This is a genomic window from Williamsia sp. Leaf354 (assembly GCF_001424365.1).
Classification (GTDB): domain Bacteria; phylum Actinomycetota; class Actinomycetes; order Mycobacteriales; family Mycobacteriaceae; genus Williamsia_A.
Genome location: NZ_LMPL01000002.1, coordinates 176,843 through 196,550, shown reverse-complemented (window position 1 = coordinate 196,550; position 19,708 = coordinate 176,843). Strand labels below are relative to the sequence as shown.

The following is a 19,708-nucleotide window of genomic DNA, read 5'->3' as shown; positions in this document are numbered from 1 at the left end:
GCCTCGGCGACGGGGACCGGTTTCGCGAGCGGCCGAGCAGACGGGCAGGGATGGACATGGATCTGTTGAAGTGGAGTCGGCGGCCCGCCGCAGACGTCTCCGCGACCGCGCCCCAGGTGAACGTGATCCGCGGGCTCGTCGCCCGGGCCACCACCCCGCTGCTGCCCGACGACTACCTGCATCTGCTCAACCCGCTGTGGTCGGCGCGGGAGTTGCGCGGTCGCATCGTGGCCGTGACCCGCGAGACCACCGACACCGCGACCGTCGAGATCGAGACCGGGTGGGGTTTCTCGCACAACTACCAACCCGGGCAGTACGTCGGCATCGGTCTCCAGATCGAGGGCCGCTGGCATTGGCGGTCGTATTCGCTGACCTCCATCGGGGCGACGCGCAAGAAGCGCATCACCATCACCGTGAAGGCCAACCCCGACGGCTTCCTCTCGACGCACCTGGTGGACGGCGTCGCGCCGGGGACGGTCATCCGGCTCGCCGCCCCCAAGGGGGACTTCACGCTGCCGCACCCCGCGCCGCCGTCGATCCTCTTCATCACCGCGGGCAGCGGGATCACCCCGGTCATCTCCATGCTGCGCGGGCTGCGGTCCCGCGGCGAGACCCCCGACATCGTGCACGTGCACTCGGCGCCGACCCGCGAGGACGTCATCTTCCTCGCCGAACTCGAAGAGCTCGCCGCCGCCGGTGTCGGCTACACCCTCGACCTGCAACTGACCCGCACCATGGGCAAGGTCGATCTCGGACGGCTCGGTGATCGCGTCGCCGACTGGCAGACGCGATCGACCTGGGCGTGCGGTCCCATCGCGATGCTCGACGACGTCGAACGCACCTGGGGCGCCGCCGGACTCGGAGACAACCTGCACGTCGAGCGTTTCGCCATCGCCCGCACCGACAAGGGCGGCGAAGGCGGCACGGTCACGTTCACGCGATCGGGCCGGTCGCTGGAGATCGACGGCGCGACAACGCTGCTCGAAGCGGGGGAGAGCCAGGGTGTGCAGATGCCGTTCGGATGCCGGATGGGTATCTGCCAGAGCTGCGTGGTGCAGCTGACCGGGGGTTACACCCGGGACCTGCGCAACGGGACCGAGAGTCGTGAGGGCGACCGTATCCAGACCTGCATCAGCACCGTCTCGGGCGAGTGCACCATCGACCTGTGACCCCCCGAGACAAGCGCAGCCCCGGACGGTCGGTCGTCGACGCGCTGCAGTCGGCGCGTCGGTGGGCATCGCGGGTCAATCGCACCGACTCGGTGGTGCGCGCCGCGCGCACCGCGCGACAGGTCGCGCCCGGCGACCTCCCGATCCTCGAGGTGTCGAGCAACCCGACGCGTCGCAGTGACCGCATCGCGCGGCTCATCGGCGAGGCCGGGGCCGAGGAGCCCAGCGCGCTGCGGGAACTCGGTCTCACGGCGGTGCAACTCTGGCAGGCGATCGGTGCGCGGCGCGCACCCACCGAGGCGCCCAGCGAGTTCGTCACCATCCTGTTCACCGACCTCGTCGGCTTCTCCACCTGGGCGCTGGCCGCCGGCGACGACAGGGTCCTCACGCTCCTCCGCCAGGTCAACGCGGCGACCGACGATGTGGTCACGCGGCGCAACGGACGCGTGGTGAAGTCGCTCGGCGACGGCACGATGGCGGTGTTCGTCGACGGCGCGGACGCCATCGAGGCGGCTCACGAGGCGTGCATGGCCGTCAGCGCGATCACCGTCGACGGATATCGCCCGGCTCTGCGCGCCGGGCTGCACACCGGCAAGCCCCGCAGGGAGGGCGACGACTACCTCGGGGTCGACGTCAACATCGCAGCCCGGGTCGCCGACGCCGCAGCCGGGGGAGAGGTGTTGGCCACCAGCTCCACCCTCGAGGCGACGCGTGCGGACAAATACATCACTCGCCGCAGACGTTTTCGCGCCAAGGGCGCGCCCCGCGACCTGATCGTCTACGCGGTCGTGCCGAAATACGAGTGACGGCAGCCTGTTTCCGATCGCATGGTCATCCGAGGACGCCACTCCGGTCGGCACTGGAGTAGGTGTAGATCGTCGTCGCGGCGCTGATCACCGTGGCGACGAGGAGCATCTGCGGGTTGGTGATGATGAGGCTGATGATGCCGCCGGCGACGGCGCCGACGAAGAACGAGGCGTAGAGCAGGAAATAGCCGAGCCACGCGGTGATCGGGCCGCCGCTGATGTGGCGTTCGATTCCCTGCCCCATCTTCACCAGCGTCCCGGTGACGTAGCTCAGCGGGATCGACACCTCACCGTTCTTGCAGAACGAGGTGTTGAGGGCGCCGATGCCGAACGCGACGAAGATGATGGGGACGAAATTCAGTTGTGGCGCATCCCATCCCGCCATGAACAGGTCGACCACCGTCGCGATCGCGAGTGCACCGGTCGTGAGCACCGTGGCACCGTGCGGGTGGTTGACCCAGAAGTGCCTGCGGCACAACGACGCAACGACGACGCCCGAGACGAATGACAGCGTCAGCAGCAGGGCTGCGGTCGCCATCCAGGGCCGGCCCTGGAGGAATCCGAGCGCACCGCGCTCGGCGTTGCCGGTCATGAAGGTGACGAAATACCCTCCGGTCTGGGTGAATGCGGCTGCGCCCACCAGTCCGGCGAGACCGGCGAGCACCCACGAGAGTCGCGATTCCTTGTCGGCGATCGTGTCCATGTTGCGAGGTTAGCGGCGTTCTCTGAGACCTTCCTGTGACCACCGCGCCGCTTTGTGCGACGTCACGAAACCGGCGGGATGAATTGTGTACATGTTGTGCCGCCGGTCATCTCGGCGTAACACGACGGCGTCGCACCCCGGGGACACTGCGGGTCATGCGCATCGTGCAGGTCGCGAACTTCTACGGTCCGCGCTCCGGCGGTCTCCGGACCGCTGTCGACCAATTGGGACGTGGGTACACCGATCACGGCCACTGCGTCACGGTGATCGTCCCGGGTCGTGCGGCATCGGAGGAGGTCCTCGCCTCGGGCGTCGCGCGCATCACCGTGCCCGCCATCAGGATCCCGGGCACCGGCGGCTATCGGGTGGCCGATCCGCGACGGGTGACCGACCTCCTCGTCGGACTCGCACCGGACGCGCTGGAGGTCTCGGATCGGCTGACACTGCGCGGCCTCGGCCCGTGGGCGCGCCGTCGCGGGATCGCGTCGGTGATGATCAGCCACGAACGCCTCGACCGTCTCCTCGGTCAGGTGATGCCCGCACGCTGGGCTCGCGCCGCGGCCGACATCGCCAACGCGCGCACCGCGGCGGGATACGACGCGGTGGTGTGCACCACCGCCTTCGCCCGCGCCGAGTTCGATCGGATCGGCGCGACGAACGTCCACCGCGTGCCCCTCGGGGTCGATCTCGACCTGTTCCACCCCCGCCGGCGCAACACCGCCACCGTCGACGCCTGGCGGGGCAGGTCCTCGCACCTACTCGTGCACTGCGGGCGTCTCTCGGTCGAGAAGCACGTCGAACGCAGCATCGACACCTGCGCCGGGTTGCTCGCCGCCGGCGTCGACGCACGATTGGTGATCGCGGGAGACGGTCCGCGCCGGGCCTCGTTGACGCGCCGCGCCGCCGGCCTCCCGGTCGAGTTCACCGGCTTCCTCGACAACCGGACCCGGGTCGCCGAGCTGCTCGCCGCCGCCGACGTCGCACTGGCTCCCGGACCACACGAGACCTTCTGCCTGTCCGCGCTGGAGTCACTCGCCGCGGGGACACCGGTCGTCGCCTCACGCACCTCGGCGGTCGCCGAGATGGTGACCGACCGCTGCGGCGCGATCGCCGGCAACACCACCGGCGAGTTCGCCGACGGGGTGCGGTCGGTGTTCGCACTGTCGTCGGGTGGACGGGTCAGCGCGCGTCTCCGTGCCGAGGACTACGGCTGGCCGTCGGCGGTGCGGGGCATGCTCGACGTGCTCGACCCCCGGTCGTGACCGGGGGTCGAGGGGCGGATCGGCGGCCGAGGGTTACTTGGCCAGCGTGAACTGCATGACGTCGATGTAGCCGTTGCGGAAGTAGTCGGCGCACCCGGTCAGGTAGTGGATGTAGGTGTTGTACACATCCTCCGAGGCGATGCGGATCGCGTCCTCGCGACGCTTCTCCAGCGCGGCCGCCCAGATGTCGAGCGTGCGGGCGTAGTGCTGCTGCAACGGCTGGATCTTCTCGACCGTGAATCCCGCCGCGGTCGACTCGCGCTCGACGTCGTGGGGCTCGGGGAGCTGCCCGCCCGGGAAGATCTCGTTGGCGATGAATCGCGCGAACTGCAGCACCTCGCGGGTGATGGGCAGCCCCTTCTCGCGGATCACGTGGCGGTTGAACGCGACGATGGTGTGCAGCAGCATGCGACCGTCGGCGGGCAGCAGGTTGTAGGTCTTCTCGAAGAACTGGGGGTAGCGCTCGGCGCGGAAGTGCTCGAAGGCGCCGATGCTCACGATGCGGTCGACGGGCTGGTCGAACTCCTCCCAGCCCTGCAGACGCACCTCGGCGGTCCGTCCCTCGGGTGTGGCCTCGGCCAGGGAGGCGTTCACGAGCTCGTACTGGTTCTTGCTCAGTGTGAGTCCGATGACGTTGACGTCGTAGGTCTCCATCGCGCGCTTGATGGTGGTGCCCCAGCCGCAACCGACGTCGAGCAACGTCATCCCCGGCTCGAGCCCCAGCTTGCCGAGGGAGAGGTCGATCTTCGCGTACTGCGCCTGCTCGAGGGTGTAGTCGTCCTCTTCGAAGTAGGCGCAGCTGTACATCCGCGACGGGTCGAGGAACAGGTCGAAGAAATCGTTGGAGAGGTCGTAGTGCGCCTGCACATCCTCGTAGAACGGGTCCAGCTCGGTCATGGGTGCCATCTTCCTTCCGTGGTGTTCCCCCTGATCCACCGATGCGGAGGATCGTGGCTCGTACGGGCACCTCGGCCGTGGGCTGGGCCGATGTGGTCCGCAGAGCATCGTCGCCGGTCACCTTACCGGTGCGCCAGATCACACCCACGCCGCGGCAGGTGGGGCGGTGGGGCGACCACGGACCGCGTTCACCGGTAGCGTCGGCCGGAAGGCGGCGGTACGCGTCGCCGCACCCCGATGCGAAGGACACCCACTGTGGCAAGTGTGACCGTGACGGTCGATTCCGACCTGTCCCCGGCCGACGCCTGGGCACTCGCATCGGACCTGGGTCGTTTCGATGAATGGCTGACGATCTTCGGTGGGTGGCGGTCGGAGGTGCCCAGCCGGATCGAGAAGGGCGCCTCGGTGAAGTCGCTCATCAAGGTGAAGGGCTTCCGCAACGTCATCAGCTGGACGGTCACGACCTACGACGAGCCCGAACGGATCGGACTGCAGGGCACCGGTCGGGGCGGGGTGAAGATCGACCTGTCGATGACGGTCGCCTCGGTCGACTCCGGTTCCCGTTTCGACCTCACCGCGACCCTCAGTGGTGGCCTCCTCAGCGGTCCTGTCGGTTCGCTGGTCGCACGCGTCATCGAGTCCGACGTCCGGCGGTCGGTGGACAACCTCGCCGCCCTGGGCTCATGACCACCCTGTCGACCGTCACCATCAACGGTGAGCCCGCCGCCTACCGGGACGTCGGTCGCGGCGAGGTCATCCTGCTGATCCACGGGATGGCCGGGAGCTCGGCCACCTGGCGCGACGTGATCCCGGAGCTCGCGCGGCATCATCGCGTCCTGGCCCCCGACCTGCCCGGTCACGGGGCGTCGGGCAAGCCGCGAGGTGACTACTCGCTGGGCTCGTTCGCGGCCTGGCTGCGCGACCTGCTCGACGAACTCGACATCGACCGCGTGACCGTCGTCGGCCAGTCGCTCGGCGGCGGCGTCGCGATGCAGTTCAGCTACCAGCACCCCGAGTACTGCCAACGACTCGCGCTGATCAGCAGCGGGGGCCTCGGGCCCGACGTCAGCTGGACCCTGCGGCTGCTCGCCGCCCCGGGCGCAGAGCTGCTGATGCCCGTCATCGCCGCGGCGCCGGTGATCACCGCCGGCAACAAGGTGGCGTCGTGGTTGGGGGACCGCGGCCTGCGTGCCCCCCGAGCGAACGAGATGTGGCGCGCACACCGGTCCCTCGGTGACCGGGAGACCCGCGCGGCGTTCCTGCGCACCCTGCGCGCGGTCGTCGACCACCGCGGACAGGCGGTCAGCGCGATGGGCAAACTGCATCTCAACGAGGGGATGCCCACCCTGCTCATCTGGGGTGACGACGACGCGGTCATCCCCGTGGCGCACGCCCATGCGGCGCACGAGGCGATGCCGGCGAGCCGGCTCGAGATCCTCCCCGGCGTCGGTCACTTCCCGCAGGTCGAGGACCCCGATGCGGTCGCACGTCTTCTCCTGGAGTTCCAGCGACAGCCTGCCCGCACGCGGCGCCCGGTCGCGCCCGGTCACCGATCGGGTTAGCCGGGACGGTCGGATCCCGTCGCGCGGGCCGACTACCGTCGAGACATGGGTCTGCTCACTCCGCTCGCCGTCCGCATCGGCGCCATCCCCTGGATGCCGAAAGCACTGCCGCTGATCGAGAAGACCGACAGTCGCCTGCAACGTGTCACGGGCGGGCGGGTCAGCCTGCTCGACATCGCGGGACTCCCCAACCTCATGCTGCGGGTCCCGGGCCGCAAGAGCGGCGTCCTGCGATCGACCCCGTTGCTGTGCGCACCGCGCAGCAACGGTGAATGGCTGATCGCCGGCTCGTATTTCGGCAACCCCAAGACCCCGACATGGGTGTACAACCTGCGCGCCACCGATTCCGCCGAGATCGTCGTCGACGGCACCCCGATCGAGGTGTCGTGGCGTGAGGCGGGTGACGACCGGCCCGCGCTGTGGGCCGAACTCCTCGACGTGTGGCCCAATTTCCGTCTCTACGAACAACGCACCGACCGGACCATCCCGGTCTTCGTCCTCACCCGACGCTGAGCAGGCCGGTCGAGCGCTGCTCGGCACCCACCACCGCGCGTGGGGCATAGTGGAGCCATGCCCGACTCCACCTCAGGGGCCGACACCCCCACGGTCTTCGTCTTGTTCGGTGCCACCGGCGATCTCGCCAAACGGATGGTGCTGCCCGCCTTCTACGAACTCGCCCAACGCGAGCTGCTGCCGACGCGGTGGAAGCTCATCGGCAACGGTCGCGGCGAGCGCACCGACGACGAGTTCCGGCAACACGTCGCCGACGCGCTGACCGAGTTCGGCGACGGGACCGACGACCACTGGGACGCGTTCGCGAAGAATCTCCGTTTCGCCGGTGGGGGATTCACGGTCGACGATCCCGGACAGCTCCCCGACGTCATCGACGAGATCCGCAACGGTGGCGACGACGGGGCAGGGGACTTCAGCGGCGACGACGTCCAACTCGTGCACTACATCGCCCTGCCGCCGGCCACGTTCACCGATTACACGAAGGCGCTCGGCGAGCACGGACTCGACGAGGGTGCCCGGGTGGTCTACGAGAAGCCCTTCGGCACCTCACAGAAGTCGTTCGAGGAGCTCGACGTCGCGGTACACGAGGTGTTCGACGAGAAGCAGGTCTATCGGATCGACCACTTCCTCGGCAAGGAGAGCACCCAGAACCTGCACATCATCCGGTTCGCCAACGGCATGTTCGCCGGCCTGTGGAACCGGGAACACGTCGAGCAGGTGCAGATCGACATCCCCGAGACCCTCGACATCGACGACCGTGCCGAGTTCTACGACGCCACCGGTGCGGTGCTGGACATGCTCGTCACCCACCTGTTCCAGGTGGCGGCCGAGGTGGCCATGGAGCCGCCGCTGAGCCTGCGCGCCGACGACCTGCAGACCGCGCGGGAGTCGGTGATCGCGGCGTTCCGCCCCATCGACACCGACGAGGTGGTGCTCGGTCAGTATGAGGGCTACCGGGACACCGAGGGCATCGCCGACGACTCCGACACCGACACCTATGTCGCTGCACGGATGTGGGTCGACACCGACCGGTGGCGCGACGTCCCGTTCGTGTTGCGGACCGGGAAGATGCTGGGCGTCTCCGCGCAACGCGTGACGCTGGTCTTCCGTCGACCCGAGGACGGCCCGGTCACCCATCTGCCCGCCGACGGCGCGGCGCTGACCTTCGATCTGTCCGGTGACGGCGAGATCGACATCACGCTGACGGTGAAGACACCCGGCCCCGGTGAGGAACTCTCGGTGGCGCACATGGAATTGCCGCTGAGCTCCATCGAGACCAACGGCGGTGGCCTGTCACCGTATTCACGTCTGCTCTTCGACGTGCTCGACGGCGATCGTTCGCTGTTCACCCGTCCCGACGGACTGGCCCACGTGTGGGAGGTCGCGGCACCGTTGCTCGACAACCCGCCGGCGATCGCGTCCTACGCACCCGGCTCGATGGGCCCGCACGCCGCCGACGCCCTGGCCGACCCGGTGGGCTGGTTCGTCAGCGGCCGCTGACCCAGTCGTACGGCAGGAACTTCCCGTCGAAGGTGATCACCACACGGTCGCCGGAGTCATGCGGCACCTTGTCGATGTCGAGGCTGAAGTTGATGGCGCTCATGATGCCGTCGCCGAACTTCTCGTGGATCAGCTCCTTGAGCGCAGGACCGTAGACGGCCAACGCCTCGTAGAGCCGGTAGATGGTCGGATCGCTCACCGCGACATCACGACCGGTCCCTCGAACCGGCACCGCACCCAGCAGTGCGACCACATCGGTGGGCAGGCCCAGCTTCTCCACGAGGATCTCCGCCTCCGGGCGGGGGATGGGGTGCTGCCCCAACAATGCCGCGGTCGTCCACACGACGGGGCGGTCGACCGCGTCGGCGAGGTCCTGCCACGTCACCCCCGCCTCGATGCGGCGCGCGACGATGAGTTCGGTCAGTTCGCTTCTGTTCACCTCCACAGCATCTCCGACCGGACGGCCGGGCGCCCGTCGAGCGCGGCGCAGAAGGTGGGCGGACACCTGCTGTGTCGACGGTTAGGCTCGCCGCATGGACCGCGGCGTGTTCCTCGACCCGAACATCGGGCGTACACCGGATGTGGGCCACTTCCGCGGCCGGCCGGGCTTCGAGCGGTTCGCCGCCGCCTACCTCGACGGCATGGGTCTGCTCCCGTCTCCTGACGAGGTCGCCAGTGCCCACACCTCTTTCGGACGGGTCCGGGCCTACCGCTGGGGCACCCGAGGCGGCACACCCCTGGTCCTCCTCGCCGGCCGCCAGGCCTCGACTCCGTTGTGGCGCTCGAACATCCAGACCCTGGTGGGAGATCGAGACGTATGGTCCCTCGATTCGATCGGGGAGCCGGGCGCCAGCACCCAGACCGCGCCGATCCGCGACAACGACGACGCGGTGAGGTGGATCGACGAGGCACTGGCCGCCCTCGATCTCGAGCACGTTCACCTGCTCGGCGTCAGCGTCGGAGGGTGGCTGGTCGGGCAGTGCGTCATGCGCCGGCCCGAACGCGTCGCATCGGCGGTTCTCCTGGATCCGGCGAACACGTTCGCGCCGTTGACCGCGAAGATGATCGCGGTGTCGATGGGCAGCGTCATCCCCGGCCTCCCGGATTCCCTACGCCACCGGCTTCTCGCGATGACCGCCGGCGGCGCGACCGTCTCGGACGCGGTCCCCGAGGGGCGTCTCATCGCCTCGGGAATGCGCGACTTCCGTCAGTCGATGCCGCAGCCTGCGCGACCGTCCGTTGCGGAACTGCGGGCGATCACCACACCTGTCCTGGCGATCATCGCGGGCGAGAGCATCGTCCACGACCCGCAGCGCGCCGCACGGACCGCGCGAGAGGTGCCCGGCGCCGAGGTCGAGGTGTGGGCCGGTGCGTCCCATGCGATCAACGGCGAGCGTCCCGAGGAGATCGCCGAGCGCGTCGACCGGTTCATCGCCGATCTCAACCCGTGACGGCACAATCGGTCTCACCGCGCGAGAGCACCGCCGGTGGCACCCCGACTCACACCTGTTTCACGAAGCAGCGGGCCTGTGTCAGACGGTCGGTGTCGTAGCCGTCCCATTTCGCAGGCGGTACGTCCTGTGGGCCGACCTCGTCGAAACCGCGCCGCAGGAAGAACTGCGCCGCATCGGCGCTGACCGTCACCGCGAACAGGGTCGTGATACCTCGGTCACGACATCGCGCCGACAATCCGTCGACGAGCAGACCCCCGGCACCGAGCCCGGAGAACTCCGCCACGGTGATCAGACCCGACACCTCGCCGAATCCTGTTCCGGCGTACCGGTCCACCTCGAGCCCCACGACGCCCGCGAGGTGGCCGGTGCGCAGCACCCGCGCGCCCAGCCCGCCGACCGCCAGACGCGCGACCTCCAGCCGGCTCCGCTGCTTGAGCACACCCTCCCGCACACCCTGCTCCACGAGGGCCTCGATCGCGGGGAAGTCGTCGACCTGTAGCGACGCGAGATGCAGGTATCGACCCTGCGTGAGCACGGTTCCACGGCCCTCGAAGGTGAGCAGCTCGAACTCGAGATCCTCCGCGCGACAGAGGTTCACGCTGTAGGCGCCACCGGCGAGCGCCTCGTGCGCGGCGGGTACGAAGTCGTCGAGCCCGCGCCCGGCGAGGTGCGCGACGAGTAGGTCGCGGTGCGCGTCGATGTCGGCGAAGCTCCTACACGGCGTGCCCCAGCCGCCACCGGCATCGGTGAGCACCATCTTCGAGGCCCGGACGCTCGCGGACACCGATCCGGCGGTGCGTGCGACCTCTGATGCCTCCGCGCCGATCACGACGCGATGCGAGTCCGCGATCGCGAGCCACAGGCGGGCGACCGTCCTGTCGTCCCATGTGGCCGACCGTTCCACGGCCAGAGCGTCGATTGCCTCGGTCACCTCCGCCACCCGATCGACCGGGACGACGAAGACGAACCGCGTGTCACCCGAGGCGAACTCACCGACGGTTCGTCGGATCGCGGTCCGGGCGGTGGAGGTCACGGCGCTGAGGGCGACCACGATCGTGACCCCGCGGAACTCCTCGATGAAGAAGTCGCGCTCGACCACCGGCACCCCGCCGGCTGTCAGCTCGACGGATTGCCCGGGTGACGCCGCGCGCCTCGGCGACGACTCGGCCTGATCCATCGGCGAATGCTGCTCGGTCATGATGTGTCCAGTCTGGACTGTTCTCGGTGGGTGCGCTCGGTTCCACCGACCCGTCGACAGCGGTCGACCGGCGCGTCACACGCCGAGTTCGCGGTCCAGATTGTAGGCGGCGCTGATCAGGGCGAGGTGGGTGAACGCCTGGGGGAAGTTGCCGAGTTGTTCGCCGGTGAGGCCCACCTGCTCGGCGTAGAGGCCGAGATGGTTGGCGTGGGTGAACATCTTCTCCATCGCCAGGCGGGCGTCGGCCCGCCGACCGACCCGAGTGAGCGCCTCGACGTACCAGAACGAACAGAGCGAGAAGGTGCCCTCGGTACCGCTGAGGCCGTCGTCATGATCGCTCGCGTCATAACGGAACACCAGCGAGTCGCTCACCAACTGGCCCTCGATGGCCTCCAGTGTGGCCAGGAATCGTGGATCGGTGGGGGAGAGCAGCTTCACGGCCGGGATCAGCAACAGCGACGCGTCGAGTCGGTCGGACTCGAAGGTCTGCGTGAACGACTGACGAGACTCGTTCCACCCCTTGGTCATGATCTGATCGAAGATCTCGTCGCGGGTCCGCATCCACGTCGCGACATCACCGGGCAGTCCGCGCTGTCGGCTCATCCGGATCATGCGCTCGAACGCGACCCAACACATCAGTCGCGAGTAGACGAAGTTCTGCGACTCCGACCGCACCTCCCAGATGCTCTCGTCGGACTGGTCCCAGTTGTCCACGAGCCAGGACATCACCCCGCACAACTCGTTCCACGAGTTCCACGAGATACCCGGCCCGTACTTGTTGAACAGGTACACCGAGTCGATCAGTTCGCCGTAGATGTCGAGTTGCATCTGGTTGGTCGCGCCGTTGCCGACGTTCACCGGCGTCGACCCGCGGTAGCCCTCCCAGTGCTCGAGCGGCTTCTCGTCCGGGGGCGCCTCACCGTCGATCGTGTACATCAGACGCAGAGGGCGGCCGTCGGCGCCGCCGCCGTCGCTGAACCGCCGCGTCAGCCAGCCCATGAACGCCGCCGCCTCGTCGTTGAATCCGAGTCGCAGCAGGCCGTAGAGCGAGAACGCCGCGTCCCGGATCCACACGTATCGGTAGTCCCAGTTGCGTTCGCCGCCGATCTCCTCGGGCAGCGCGGTGGTGACCGACGCGACGATCGCACCGGTCGGCTCATGCGTCATGAGCTTCAGCGCGAGCGCGGAGCGGTGCACCATCTCGCGCCAGCGACCGGTGTAGTTCGACTGCGCCAACCACGACTGCCAGAACCGCACCGTCGCGTGGATGATGTGCTCCGACGCCTCGGAATCGCGTTCGTCGTCCGGGATCTCGTCGGCACCGAGGCTGAAGGTGGCGGCCTCGCCGACACCGAGCTGCATGCGCGAGGTCACGACGCCACCGTCGACCTCGAGCGGCACGTCGGCCGCGAGGTACAACGTCAGGTCGCCACCGGTGAGCGTGACGTGGGTGTCGTCGACGGCTGTGGCCGTGTGCTCGGCGCGTCCGTAGTCGAAGGCGGGATCGAGGCGCATCGACATGGTGACGCGCCCGCGGACGCATTCGATGCGGCGCACGATCCGGGTCCGGTGATCGGGGTCCCGGGGCTTGGCCAGCGGCATCAGGTCCTGCACCTCGGCGACGCCGTCCTCGCTCATGAACCGCGTCACGAGGACGTTGGAGTCGGGGAGATAGAACTGCTTCGTCGACACGAGTCCGTCGACCATCGACATGTCCCAGGATCCGCCCTTCGACGAGTCGAGGAGCGAGCCGAACACACTCGGCGAGTCGAAGCGCGGGCAGCAGAACCAGTCGATACGACCGTCGATGCCGACCAGTGCGGCGGTGCGCAGATCACCGATGACACCGTGATCGGCGATGGGGAGGTAGCCGTCGACCGAGTCGTCGGTCGTGGGCCTGGTGGCGTCGTTGCGGGTCACACTCCCCATAGTGGCAGTAGGGCGCAGATCAGCCGGTCACAGACCCGACCGACGACGCGAGTCGATCACGCCGGTGTCGAAACCTGCGAGGTGCAGCCCGCCGTGGAAGCGCGCGTGCTCGATCTTGATGCAGCGGTCCATCACCACGCGCAGCCCCGCCTCCTCCGCCCGGTGCGCGACGTCCTCGTGCCACAGACCCAACTGCAACCACAGGGTGCGCGCACCCACGGCGATGGCCTCCTCGGCCACCTGGGGCAGATCGTCGTGTTTGCGGAACACGTCCACGAGGTCGGGGGTACCGGGGAGATCGGCGAGCGTCGGGTACACGGTGGTGCCCTCGATGTCGTCGATCGTGGGGTTGACCAACCAGATGGTGTAGTCCGAGGTCGACGACAGGTACTTGTTCACGAAGTAGCTGGCGCGTGCGGGGTTCTTCGAGGCACCGACGATGGCGATCGTCCGTGTCTCGGTGAGGATGGTCCGGCGTTGTGCGGCCGTGGGGCCCACCCAGGTCCTGGTGTCAGACATCGGAGTTCGCCTCCTCCGCGGTGGCCGTCGCCGCGGCCAGCGCCTGGTCGAGATCCCAGAGGATGTCCTCGATGTCCTCGATGCCGACACTGATGCGGATGAGGTCGTCGGGAACGCCCGCGGCCTCGAGCTGCTCGGCGGTCAACTGCCGGTGCGTGGTGCTGCCGGGGTGGATCACGAGGGTCCGCACGTCGCCGATGTTCGCGACGTGACTGGCCAGACGGACGTTCTCGACGAAGGCACGACCGGCGTCGCGACCACCGGCGATACCGAACGCGAACACCGCGCCCGGCCCGGCCGGGAGGTACTTCGCCGCACGCTCGGCGTGGGGGTGGTCGGGCAGCCCCGCCCACCGGACATAGGTGACGCGGGGGTCGGCGTCGAGCCACTGCGCGACCGCCCGCGCGTTGGACATGTGCGCGTCCATCCGCTGCGGCAGGGTCTCGATGCCCTGGATCAGTTGGAACGCCGAGGTCGGGGCGAGGCTGGCACCGAGGTCGCGGACCTGCTCGCTGCGGACCTTGGTGAGGAACCCGTACTCGCCGAAGTTGCCCCACCAGGTGAGCCCACCGTAGGAGGCGACGGGCTCGGTCATGGCCGGGAACCGGCCCGAGCCCCAGTCGAATCGGCCCGATTCGACGATCACCCCACCGAGGGTGGTGCCGTGCCCGCCGAGGAACTTCGTGGCCGAATGGACCACCACGTCGGCACCGTGTTCGATCGGTCGGCACAGCCACGGGGTCGCCATGGTGGAGTCGACGACCAGGGGGAGTCCGTGGTCGTGGGCCACGGCCGCCAACCCCTCGAGGTCGGCGATCTCGCCCGACGGGTTGCCGATCACCTCGGCGTAGACCAATTTGGTGCGATCGGTGATGGCCGCGGCGTAATCGGCCGGATCGGTGCCGCCGACGAAGGTCGTCTCGATCCCGAAGCGACGCAACGTCACGTCGAGCTGGGTGACCGTTCCGCCGTAGAGTCCGGCCGCGGCGACGATGTGGTCGCCGGCACCGGCCAGCGTCGCGAAGACGGCGAACTCCGCCGACAGACCGCTGGCGGTCGCGACCGCCCCGATCCCACCCTCGAGGCTGGCCATCCGCTCCTCGAACGCAGCGACCGTGGGGTTGCCGATTCGGCTGTAGATGTTGCCGTACTTCTGCAGGGCGAAGAGGTCTCCGGCGTCGTCGGCGTCGGCGAAGACATAGCTGGCGGTCTGGTAGATCGGGATGGCTCGGGCACCGGTGTGCGGGTCGACGCGGGCCCCCGCGTGAATCGCCCGGGTACGCAAGCCGAATTCGTGGTCGCTCACCCTGCGAGTTCTACCACCGTGGTGTCGAGCCGGCTGCGGCGACTCAACCGACGCGCAGGGTGGTGTGCACCGGCGTGGCGTTGCGGGTGAGGTCGAGGACGGGGCAGTGCGCATCCACCGCGGCCTGCAGTTCGTCGTAGCGTTCCTGCGACTCGGGGCCGGTCACGGTGATCTCCAGCCGCACTTCCCCGAACCCCGCACGGACGTCGTCGTCGAACCCGAAGAACCCGTTGACGTCGAGGTCGCCCTCGGCCGTCGCCGAGATGTCGTCGACGGAGATCCCCAGCTTCTCCGCCCAGAACCGGTAGGTCACCACCTGGCATGACAGCAGCGAGGCGAGGTAGTACTCGACCGGGTTCGGCGCGGTGTTCTCGCCGCCGAGCGCCGGCGGTTCATCGACCTCGACGCTGTACTGGCCCAGACGGATCGTGCTCGCGACCGCGTCGTGAGCGACCGCAGCACCGCGGAACAGCGCATGCGCGTTCGTCGGGTCTGATGCGATCGCGTCCGCGGTCGCGGCGATCACGCCGCCGATGTGGGTGGTGGAAGTGGTCATGACCGGTCCTCTCGCGCGGTGGATGGTCTGTTCACGCTAGGCCGAGGACCGGTCACCGAACCGGCCGACGACATTCGTCGATGCCTCTGATCTGCACCGATGGGTTCCGATCGAGGTGATCCGATACGGATGTCCCGCGCTCACCCGCACGAGCGGGGCGCGGTGAGGAGATCGTCACCTCCGACACACAGCGAGGTAATCGCCGCGAGAGCCCGCGCCGCCACCATGGGGCCATGGTCAGATCCCTGTGCGCGTACTGCGGCGTGGGGTGCGGCATGGTCCTGCAGATCGGCCGTGGTCCCGACGGCGGCGACGTCGTCACCAAGACCTCGGGGGACACCGCACACCCCAGCAACGCCGGACGTCTGTGCACCAAAGGCGCCACCACGGCCGACATGCTCGCCGCGCCCGGTCGTCTGCACACCGCTCTCGTCCGCGCCGAACGCGGGGGCGCCGCGGTCCCGACCGCGACATCCGACGCCATCGGTCTCGCCGCGCGTCGACTCCGCGCCATCGTCGACGAGCACGGCCCCGACGCGGTCGCGATCTATGTATCCGGACAGATGTCGCTGGAGGCGCAGTACCTGGCGACGAAGCTCGCGAAGGGCTACCTCCGGACGTCGCACATCGAATCGAACTCCCGACTGTGCATGGCCAGCGCCGGCACCGGCTACAAGCAGTCGCTCGGTGCCGACGGGCCGCCCGGCTCCTACGACGACTTCGACCATGCCGATCTGTTCTTCGTCACCGGCGCCAACATGGCCGACTGCCACCCGATCCTGCATCTGCGGATGCTCGACCGGATCAAGTCCGGTGCGCGCCTCATCGTGGTGGATCCGCGCCGGACCGCCACCGCCGACAAGGCAGATCTGTTCCTGCAGATCGCCCCCGGCACCGATCTGTGGCTGATGAACGGTCTGCTCCACCTGCTCGTCGAGGCCGATGCGGTCGATCACGACTTCATCACCGAGTTCACCGACGGCTGGGAGGGACTGGTGGAGTTCCTGGCTGAGTACACCCCGGCCGTGGTGAGCGAGAGATGCGGTGTCGACGAGTCCGACCTGCGGACCGCCGCGCGGTGGATCGCCGAGGCCGACGACTGGATGAGCTGCTGGACCATGGGCCTCAACCAGTCGACCCACGGGACGTGGAACACCAACGCGTTGTGCAATCTGCACCTGGCGACCGGGGCGATCTGCCGCACCGGCAGTGGCCCGTTCTCACTCACCGGTCAGCCGAACGCGATGGGTGGCCGCGAGATGGGCTACATGGGGCCGGGGCTACCCGGCCAGCGCAGTGTCCTCGTCGACGCCGATCGCTCGTTCGTCGAGGACGCGTGGCGTCTGCGTGCGGGGTCGCTGCGCACCGAGGCGGGCGCGGGCACCATCGACATGTTCTCCCGCATGGCGCAGGGCGAGATCAAGGCATGCTGGATCATCTGCACCAATCCCGTTGCCAGCGTGGCGAATCGATCGACGGTCATCGCGGGACTCGAACGCGCCGAGCTGGTGATCACCCAGGACACGTTCGTCGACACCGAGACCAACGCCTACGCCGACGTCGTGCTGCCGGCGACGTCGTGGACCGAATCCGAGGGGGTGATGGTCAACTCCGAGCGGACCCTCACACTCTTCCGACCCGGTGTGCCGGCACCCGACGACTGCCTGCCCGACTGGCAGCTCATCGCGCTCATGGCACGCGAACTCGGGTTCGGCGAGGCCTTCGACTTCGCGACCGCCGAGGAGGTGTTCGACGAGATCGTCGGTTTCGCGAACCCGAACACCGGATACGACCTGCGGGGCGTGGCCTACGACCGCCTGCGCGAGTCACCGATCCAATGGCCCTGCCCACCGACGTCGACGCAGTCGCGCCATCCCATCCGTTACCTCAACGACGGTGTCAGCCAGAACCTGCTGACCCGGCCCGACGGCACGACGCCCCGCCTGGCCTTCGCGACCCCGAACGGTCGCGCGCAGTTCCTCGCCCGACCGGCCATGGACCCCGCCGAGATGCCCGACGACGACCATCCGTTCGTCCTCAACACCGGCCGGCTACCGCACCAGTGGCACACCATGACCAAGACCGGTCGGGTCGCCAAGTTGAACAGACTCAACCCGGGGCCCTTCGTCGAGATCCACCCCGACGACGCTGCGTCCCTGGGTATCTCGAACGGTGACCGGGTCGAGATCGCCTCACGCCGCGGTACGGCCGTGCTCCCCGCGACGATCAGCGACCGGATCCGCCCCGGTGGATGCTTCGCACCCTTCCACTGGAGCGACGTGTTCGGCGAGAACCTGGCGATCAACGCCGTCACCAACGACGCCATCGACCCGGCGTCGCAGCAACCCGAGTTCAAGTTCTGCGCGGTGCGACTCGTCCGGGTGGGACCCGCCGCGGAGTCGTCGGTCGTGCCCGCTCCCGGTGAGGCCCCGTCTCCGGCGATCACCGACTCGATGGGGCCGATCGGCCGGGCCCTGGGGGTCTCTGCGTCCGACGTCGTCGAACTCACCGCCTCCGAACGGACCTGGGTCGCGGGCCTCGTCGCGGGTCTGCAGGCCGCGCCGGTCGGTGACGCACCCGTCGGCTCGGTGCCGACCGTTCCCGCCCACGCGCCGCTGTCGCCGGCCGCCCGCGCCTACGTCGACGGCGTGCTCGCCGGCATCTGGTCGCGCACCGTGCCGTCGGGAGGCATCGCCGACGACACCGGATCGACGCCGACGACCACGGCAGTCGTGCTGTGCGCATCGCAGACGGGGACCGCGGAGGAGTTCGCGGCCACCGCCGCGGCCCACCTGGCCGACACCGGTGTCGGGGTCACCCTGCGCTCCATGGACGACTTCTCCGTGGCCGATCTCGCGCACCACGACGCGGCGCTGATGATCACCAGCACCACCGGCGACGGCGATGCCCCCGACAACGGCGCCGCGTTCTGGGATCAGGTGACCGCTCCGGACGCGCCCGATCTGCGCGGCGTGCGGTACTCGGTGCTCGCCTTCGGCGACTCCAACTACGACGACTTCTGCGGCCACGGCCGCAAACTCGATTCACGGCTGGCCGAGCTGGGTGCCGACCGCATCGCCGAGCGTGCCGATTGCGAACCCGAGTTCGCCGAGACCGCCGCCGGGTGGCTGCAGACGGTCACCGCACGACTGGCCCCCGCCGCACCCGTCGGCGCCCCGTCCGTGCCGACGACCGCGCCGTCCGAGCCCGCCGGATACAGCAGGAAGTCGCCGCTGCGCACACGCCTGATCCGCAACACACCGCTGTCCGGCGCCGGATCGGCGAAAGATGTCCGTCACTTCGGCTTTCACCTTCCCGCCGACACACTGAGCTACGAGACCGGCGACGCGCTCGGCGTGTGGCCCCGCAACAGCACGCACCTGGTCGACGAGTGGCTGACGCTCACGGGCCTCGACGGCGACGCCACGGTCGACCTCGACGGCCGTGCACCGCGGCCTCTGCGTGACGCGCTCCGCGACGATCTCGAGATAGCGCGCATCACCCCCGATCTGCTGCGCTTCGTGGTGCGTCGCACCAATGACGTCGATCTCGAGGCGATGATGCTGCCCGAGAACCGCGACCGGCTCAATGACTGGACGTGGGGGAGGCAGTCGCTCGATCTGCTCGCCGCCCACCCTGTCCGCGCCGGCATCCGTGACTGGCTGGCCGTGCTCAAACCGATGCAGCCCCGGCTCTACTCGATCTCGTCGAGTCCACTCGACCATCCCGACGAGGTACAGCTGACGGTGTCGGCCGTGCGACACAATCTGCACGGCACACCCCGACGAGGCGTGTGCTCGACCTATCTCGCCGATCACGCCGACGACGACGAGATCGGCATCTTCGTCCAGAAGTCGACGCATTTCCGTCCCCCGGCCGATCCCGAGACCCCGATGATCATGATCGGGCCGGGCACCGGCGTCGCGCCCTTCCGCGCGTTCCTCCAGGAGCGGCGCGCGCTGGGTCACACCGGACCCAACTGGCTGTTCTTCGGCGAGCAACACGAGGCCACCGACTTCTACTACCGCGACGAACTGACGACGATGCTCGACGAGGGCGTGCTCACACGGCTCGACGTCGCGTTCTCGCGCGATCAGGCCGACAAGGTCTACGTACAGGACCGGATGCGCGAGCACGGCTCCGAGATCTGGGACTGGCTGCATCGGGGTGCATCGATCTACGTGTGCGGTGACGCGACGCGCATGGCCCGCGACGTCGACGCGGCGCTCAAGGGCGTCGTGGCCCAATACGGGCGTCTCGCCCCGCACAGCGCCGAGGCCTACGTGAAAGCGCTCGCCGCCGACAAGCGATACGTGCGCGACGTCTACTGACCT

The 19,708-nt window shown here is 68.8% G+C and carries 17 protein-coding genes; 9 read left to right on the top strand and 8 right to left on the bottom strand.

Annotated elements, in window-relative coordinates:
* Positions 1-56: 56 nt before the first annotated feature.
* A complete protein-coding gene (locus ASG12_RS08970) occupies positions 57-1,169 on the top strand; it encodes a ferredoxin reductase (RefSeq protein ID WP_055789375.1) in 1,113 nt (370 codons plus the stop codon).
* Positions 1,166-1,975 carry an adenylate/guanylate cyclase domain-containing protein gene (locus ASG12_RS08965; RefSeq protein WP_235456447.1) on the top strand — a complete coding sequence of 270 codons (810 nt, stop codon included), beginning with the start codon at positions 1,166-1,168 and terminating at the stop codon, positions 1,973-1,975. The genes ASG12_RS08970 and ASG12_RS08965 overlap by 4 nt, the downstream gene beginning before the upstream one ends.
* Positions 1,976-2,000: 25 nt before the next feature.
* On the opposite strand, the gene ASG12_RS08960 is transcribed toward ASG12_RS08965, so the two are convergent.
* Positions 2,001-2,678, bottom strand: a complete 678-nt coding sequence (locus ASG12_RS08960; RefSeq protein WP_055788349.1) for a YoaK family protein — start codon at positions 2,676-2,678, stop codon at positions 2,001-2,003.
* A 155-nt stretch (positions 2,679-2,833) separates the two neighbouring features.
* Between ASG12_RS08960 and ASG12_RS08955 the strand changes: the two genes are divergently transcribed.
* Positions 2,834-3,940 (top strand): glycosyltransferase, encoded by a 1,107-nt coding sequence (locus ASG12_RS08955; protein ID WP_055788347.1) that lies wholly within the window; start codon positions 2,834-2,836, stop codon positions 3,938-3,940.
* 33 nt (positions 3,941-3,973) lie between these two features.
* Here the strand turns inward: ASG12_RS08955 and ASG12_RS08950 are convergent, their stop codons facing one another.
* On the bottom strand, positions 3,974-4,837 hold the full coding sequence (locus ASG12_RS08950) for a cyclopropane mycolic acid synthase family methyltransferase (RefSeq protein ID WP_055789367.1): 864 nt from the start codon (positions 4,835-4,837) through the stop codon (positions 3,974-3,976).
* Between the two features lie 255 nt (positions 4,838-5,092).
* Here ASG12_RS08950 and ASG12_RS08945 point away from each other — a divergent pair, with 255 nt between their 5' ends.
* The 4 genes from ASG12_RS08945 to ASG12_RS08930 are packed head-to-tail and all read left to right on the top strand — an operon-like array spanning position 5,093 to position 8,412.
* Entirely contained in the window at positions 5,093-5,524 is a 432-nt protein-coding gene (locus tag ASG12_RS08945; RefSeq protein ID WP_055788344.1) for a type II toxin-antitoxin system Rv0910 family toxin, read from the top strand.
* Positions 5,521-6,399 carry an alpha/beta fold hydrolase gene (locus ASG12_RS08940; protein WP_055788340.1) on the top strand — a complete coding sequence of 293 codons (879 nt, stop codon included), beginning with the start codon at positions 5,521-5,523 and terminating at the stop codon, positions 6,397-6,399. The genes ASG12_RS08945 and ASG12_RS08940 overlap by 4 nt, the downstream gene beginning before the upstream one ends.
* A 45-nt stretch (positions 6,400-6,444) precedes the next feature.
* Complete coding sequence (locus ASG12_RS08935) at positions 6,445-6,912, top strand: nitroreductase/quinone reductase family protein (protein ID WP_055788337.1); 468 nt, start codon at positions 6,445-6,447, stop codon at positions 6,910-6,912.
* Between the two features lie 57 nt (positions 6,913-6,969).
* Positions 6,970-8,412 carry a glucose-6-phosphate dehydrogenase gene (locus tag ASG12_RS08930; protein ID WP_055788334.1) on the top strand — a complete coding sequence of 481 codons (1,443 nt, stop codon included), beginning with the start codon at positions 6,970-6,972 and terminating at the stop codon, positions 8,410-8,412.
* Here the strand turns inward: ASG12_RS08930 and cynS are convergent.
* Positions 8,399-8,851 (bottom strand): cyanase, encoded by a 453-nt coding sequence (cynS, locus tag ASG12_RS08925; protein WP_055789364.1) that lies wholly within the window; start codon positions 8,849-8,851, stop codon positions 8,399-8,401. The genes ASG12_RS08930 and cynS overlap by 14 nt on opposite strands.
* Positions 8,852-8,945: 94 nt before the next feature.
* Between cynS and ASG12_RS08920 the strand changes: the two genes are divergently transcribed.
* Positions 8,946-9,863, top strand: a complete 918-nt coding sequence (locus tag ASG12_RS08920) for an alpha/beta fold hydrolase (protein ID WP_055788331.1) — start codon at positions 8,946-8,948, stop codon at positions 9,861-9,863.
* Positions 9,864-9,912: 49 nt separating this feature from the next.
* Here ASG12_RS08920 and ASG12_RS08915 read toward each other — a convergent pair whose 3' ends face one another.
* From ASG12_RS08915 to ASG12_RS08895, 5 genes are all read right to left on the bottom strand, one after another.
* Positions 9,913-11,064, bottom strand: a complete 1,152-nt coding sequence (locus tag ASG12_RS08915) for a GNAT family N-acetyltransferase (protein ID WP_055788328.1) — start codon at positions 11,062-11,064, stop codon at positions 9,913-9,915.
* Between the two features lie 75 nt (positions 11,065-11,139).
* Complete coding sequence (locus ASG12_RS08910; protein WP_055788327.1) at positions 11,140-12,993, bottom strand: glycoside hydrolase family 15 protein; 1,854 nt, start codon at positions 12,991-12,993, stop codon at positions 11,140-11,142.
* Positions 12,994-13,020: 27 nt separating this feature from the next.
* Positions 13,021-13,512 carry a CoA-binding protein gene (locus tag ASG12_RS08905; protein WP_045822821.1) on the bottom strand — a complete coding sequence of 164 codons (492 nt, stop codon included), beginning with the start codon at positions 13,510-13,512 and terminating at the stop codon, positions 13,021-13,023.
* Positions 13,505-14,818: an O-acetylhomoserine aminocarboxypropyltransferase/cysteine synthase family protein gene (locus ASG12_RS08900; RefSeq protein ID WP_055788324.1), complete on the bottom strand. Its 1,314-nt coding sequence runs from the start codon at positions 14,816-14,818 to the stop codon at positions 13,505-13,507. The genes ASG12_RS08905 and ASG12_RS08900 overlap by 8 nt, the downstream gene beginning before the upstream one ends.
* 43 nt (positions 14,819-14,861) lie before the next feature.
* Positions 14,862-15,374 (bottom strand): OsmC family protein, encoded by a 513-nt coding sequence (locus ASG12_RS08895; RefSeq protein ID WP_045822823.1) that lies wholly within the window; start codon positions 15,372-15,374, stop codon positions 14,862-14,864.
* A gap of 233 nt (positions 15,375-15,607) precedes the next feature.
* On the opposite strand from ASG12_RS08895, the gene ASG12_RS08890 reads away from it, so the two are divergent.
* Positions 15,608-19,705 (top strand): bifunctional nitrate reductase/sulfite reductase flavoprotein subunit alpha, encoded by a 4,098-nt coding sequence (locus ASG12_RS08890; RefSeq protein WP_055788321.1) that lies wholly within the window; start codon positions 15,608-15,610, stop codon positions 19,703-19,705.
* Positions 19,706-19,708: the final 3 nt, after the last annotated feature.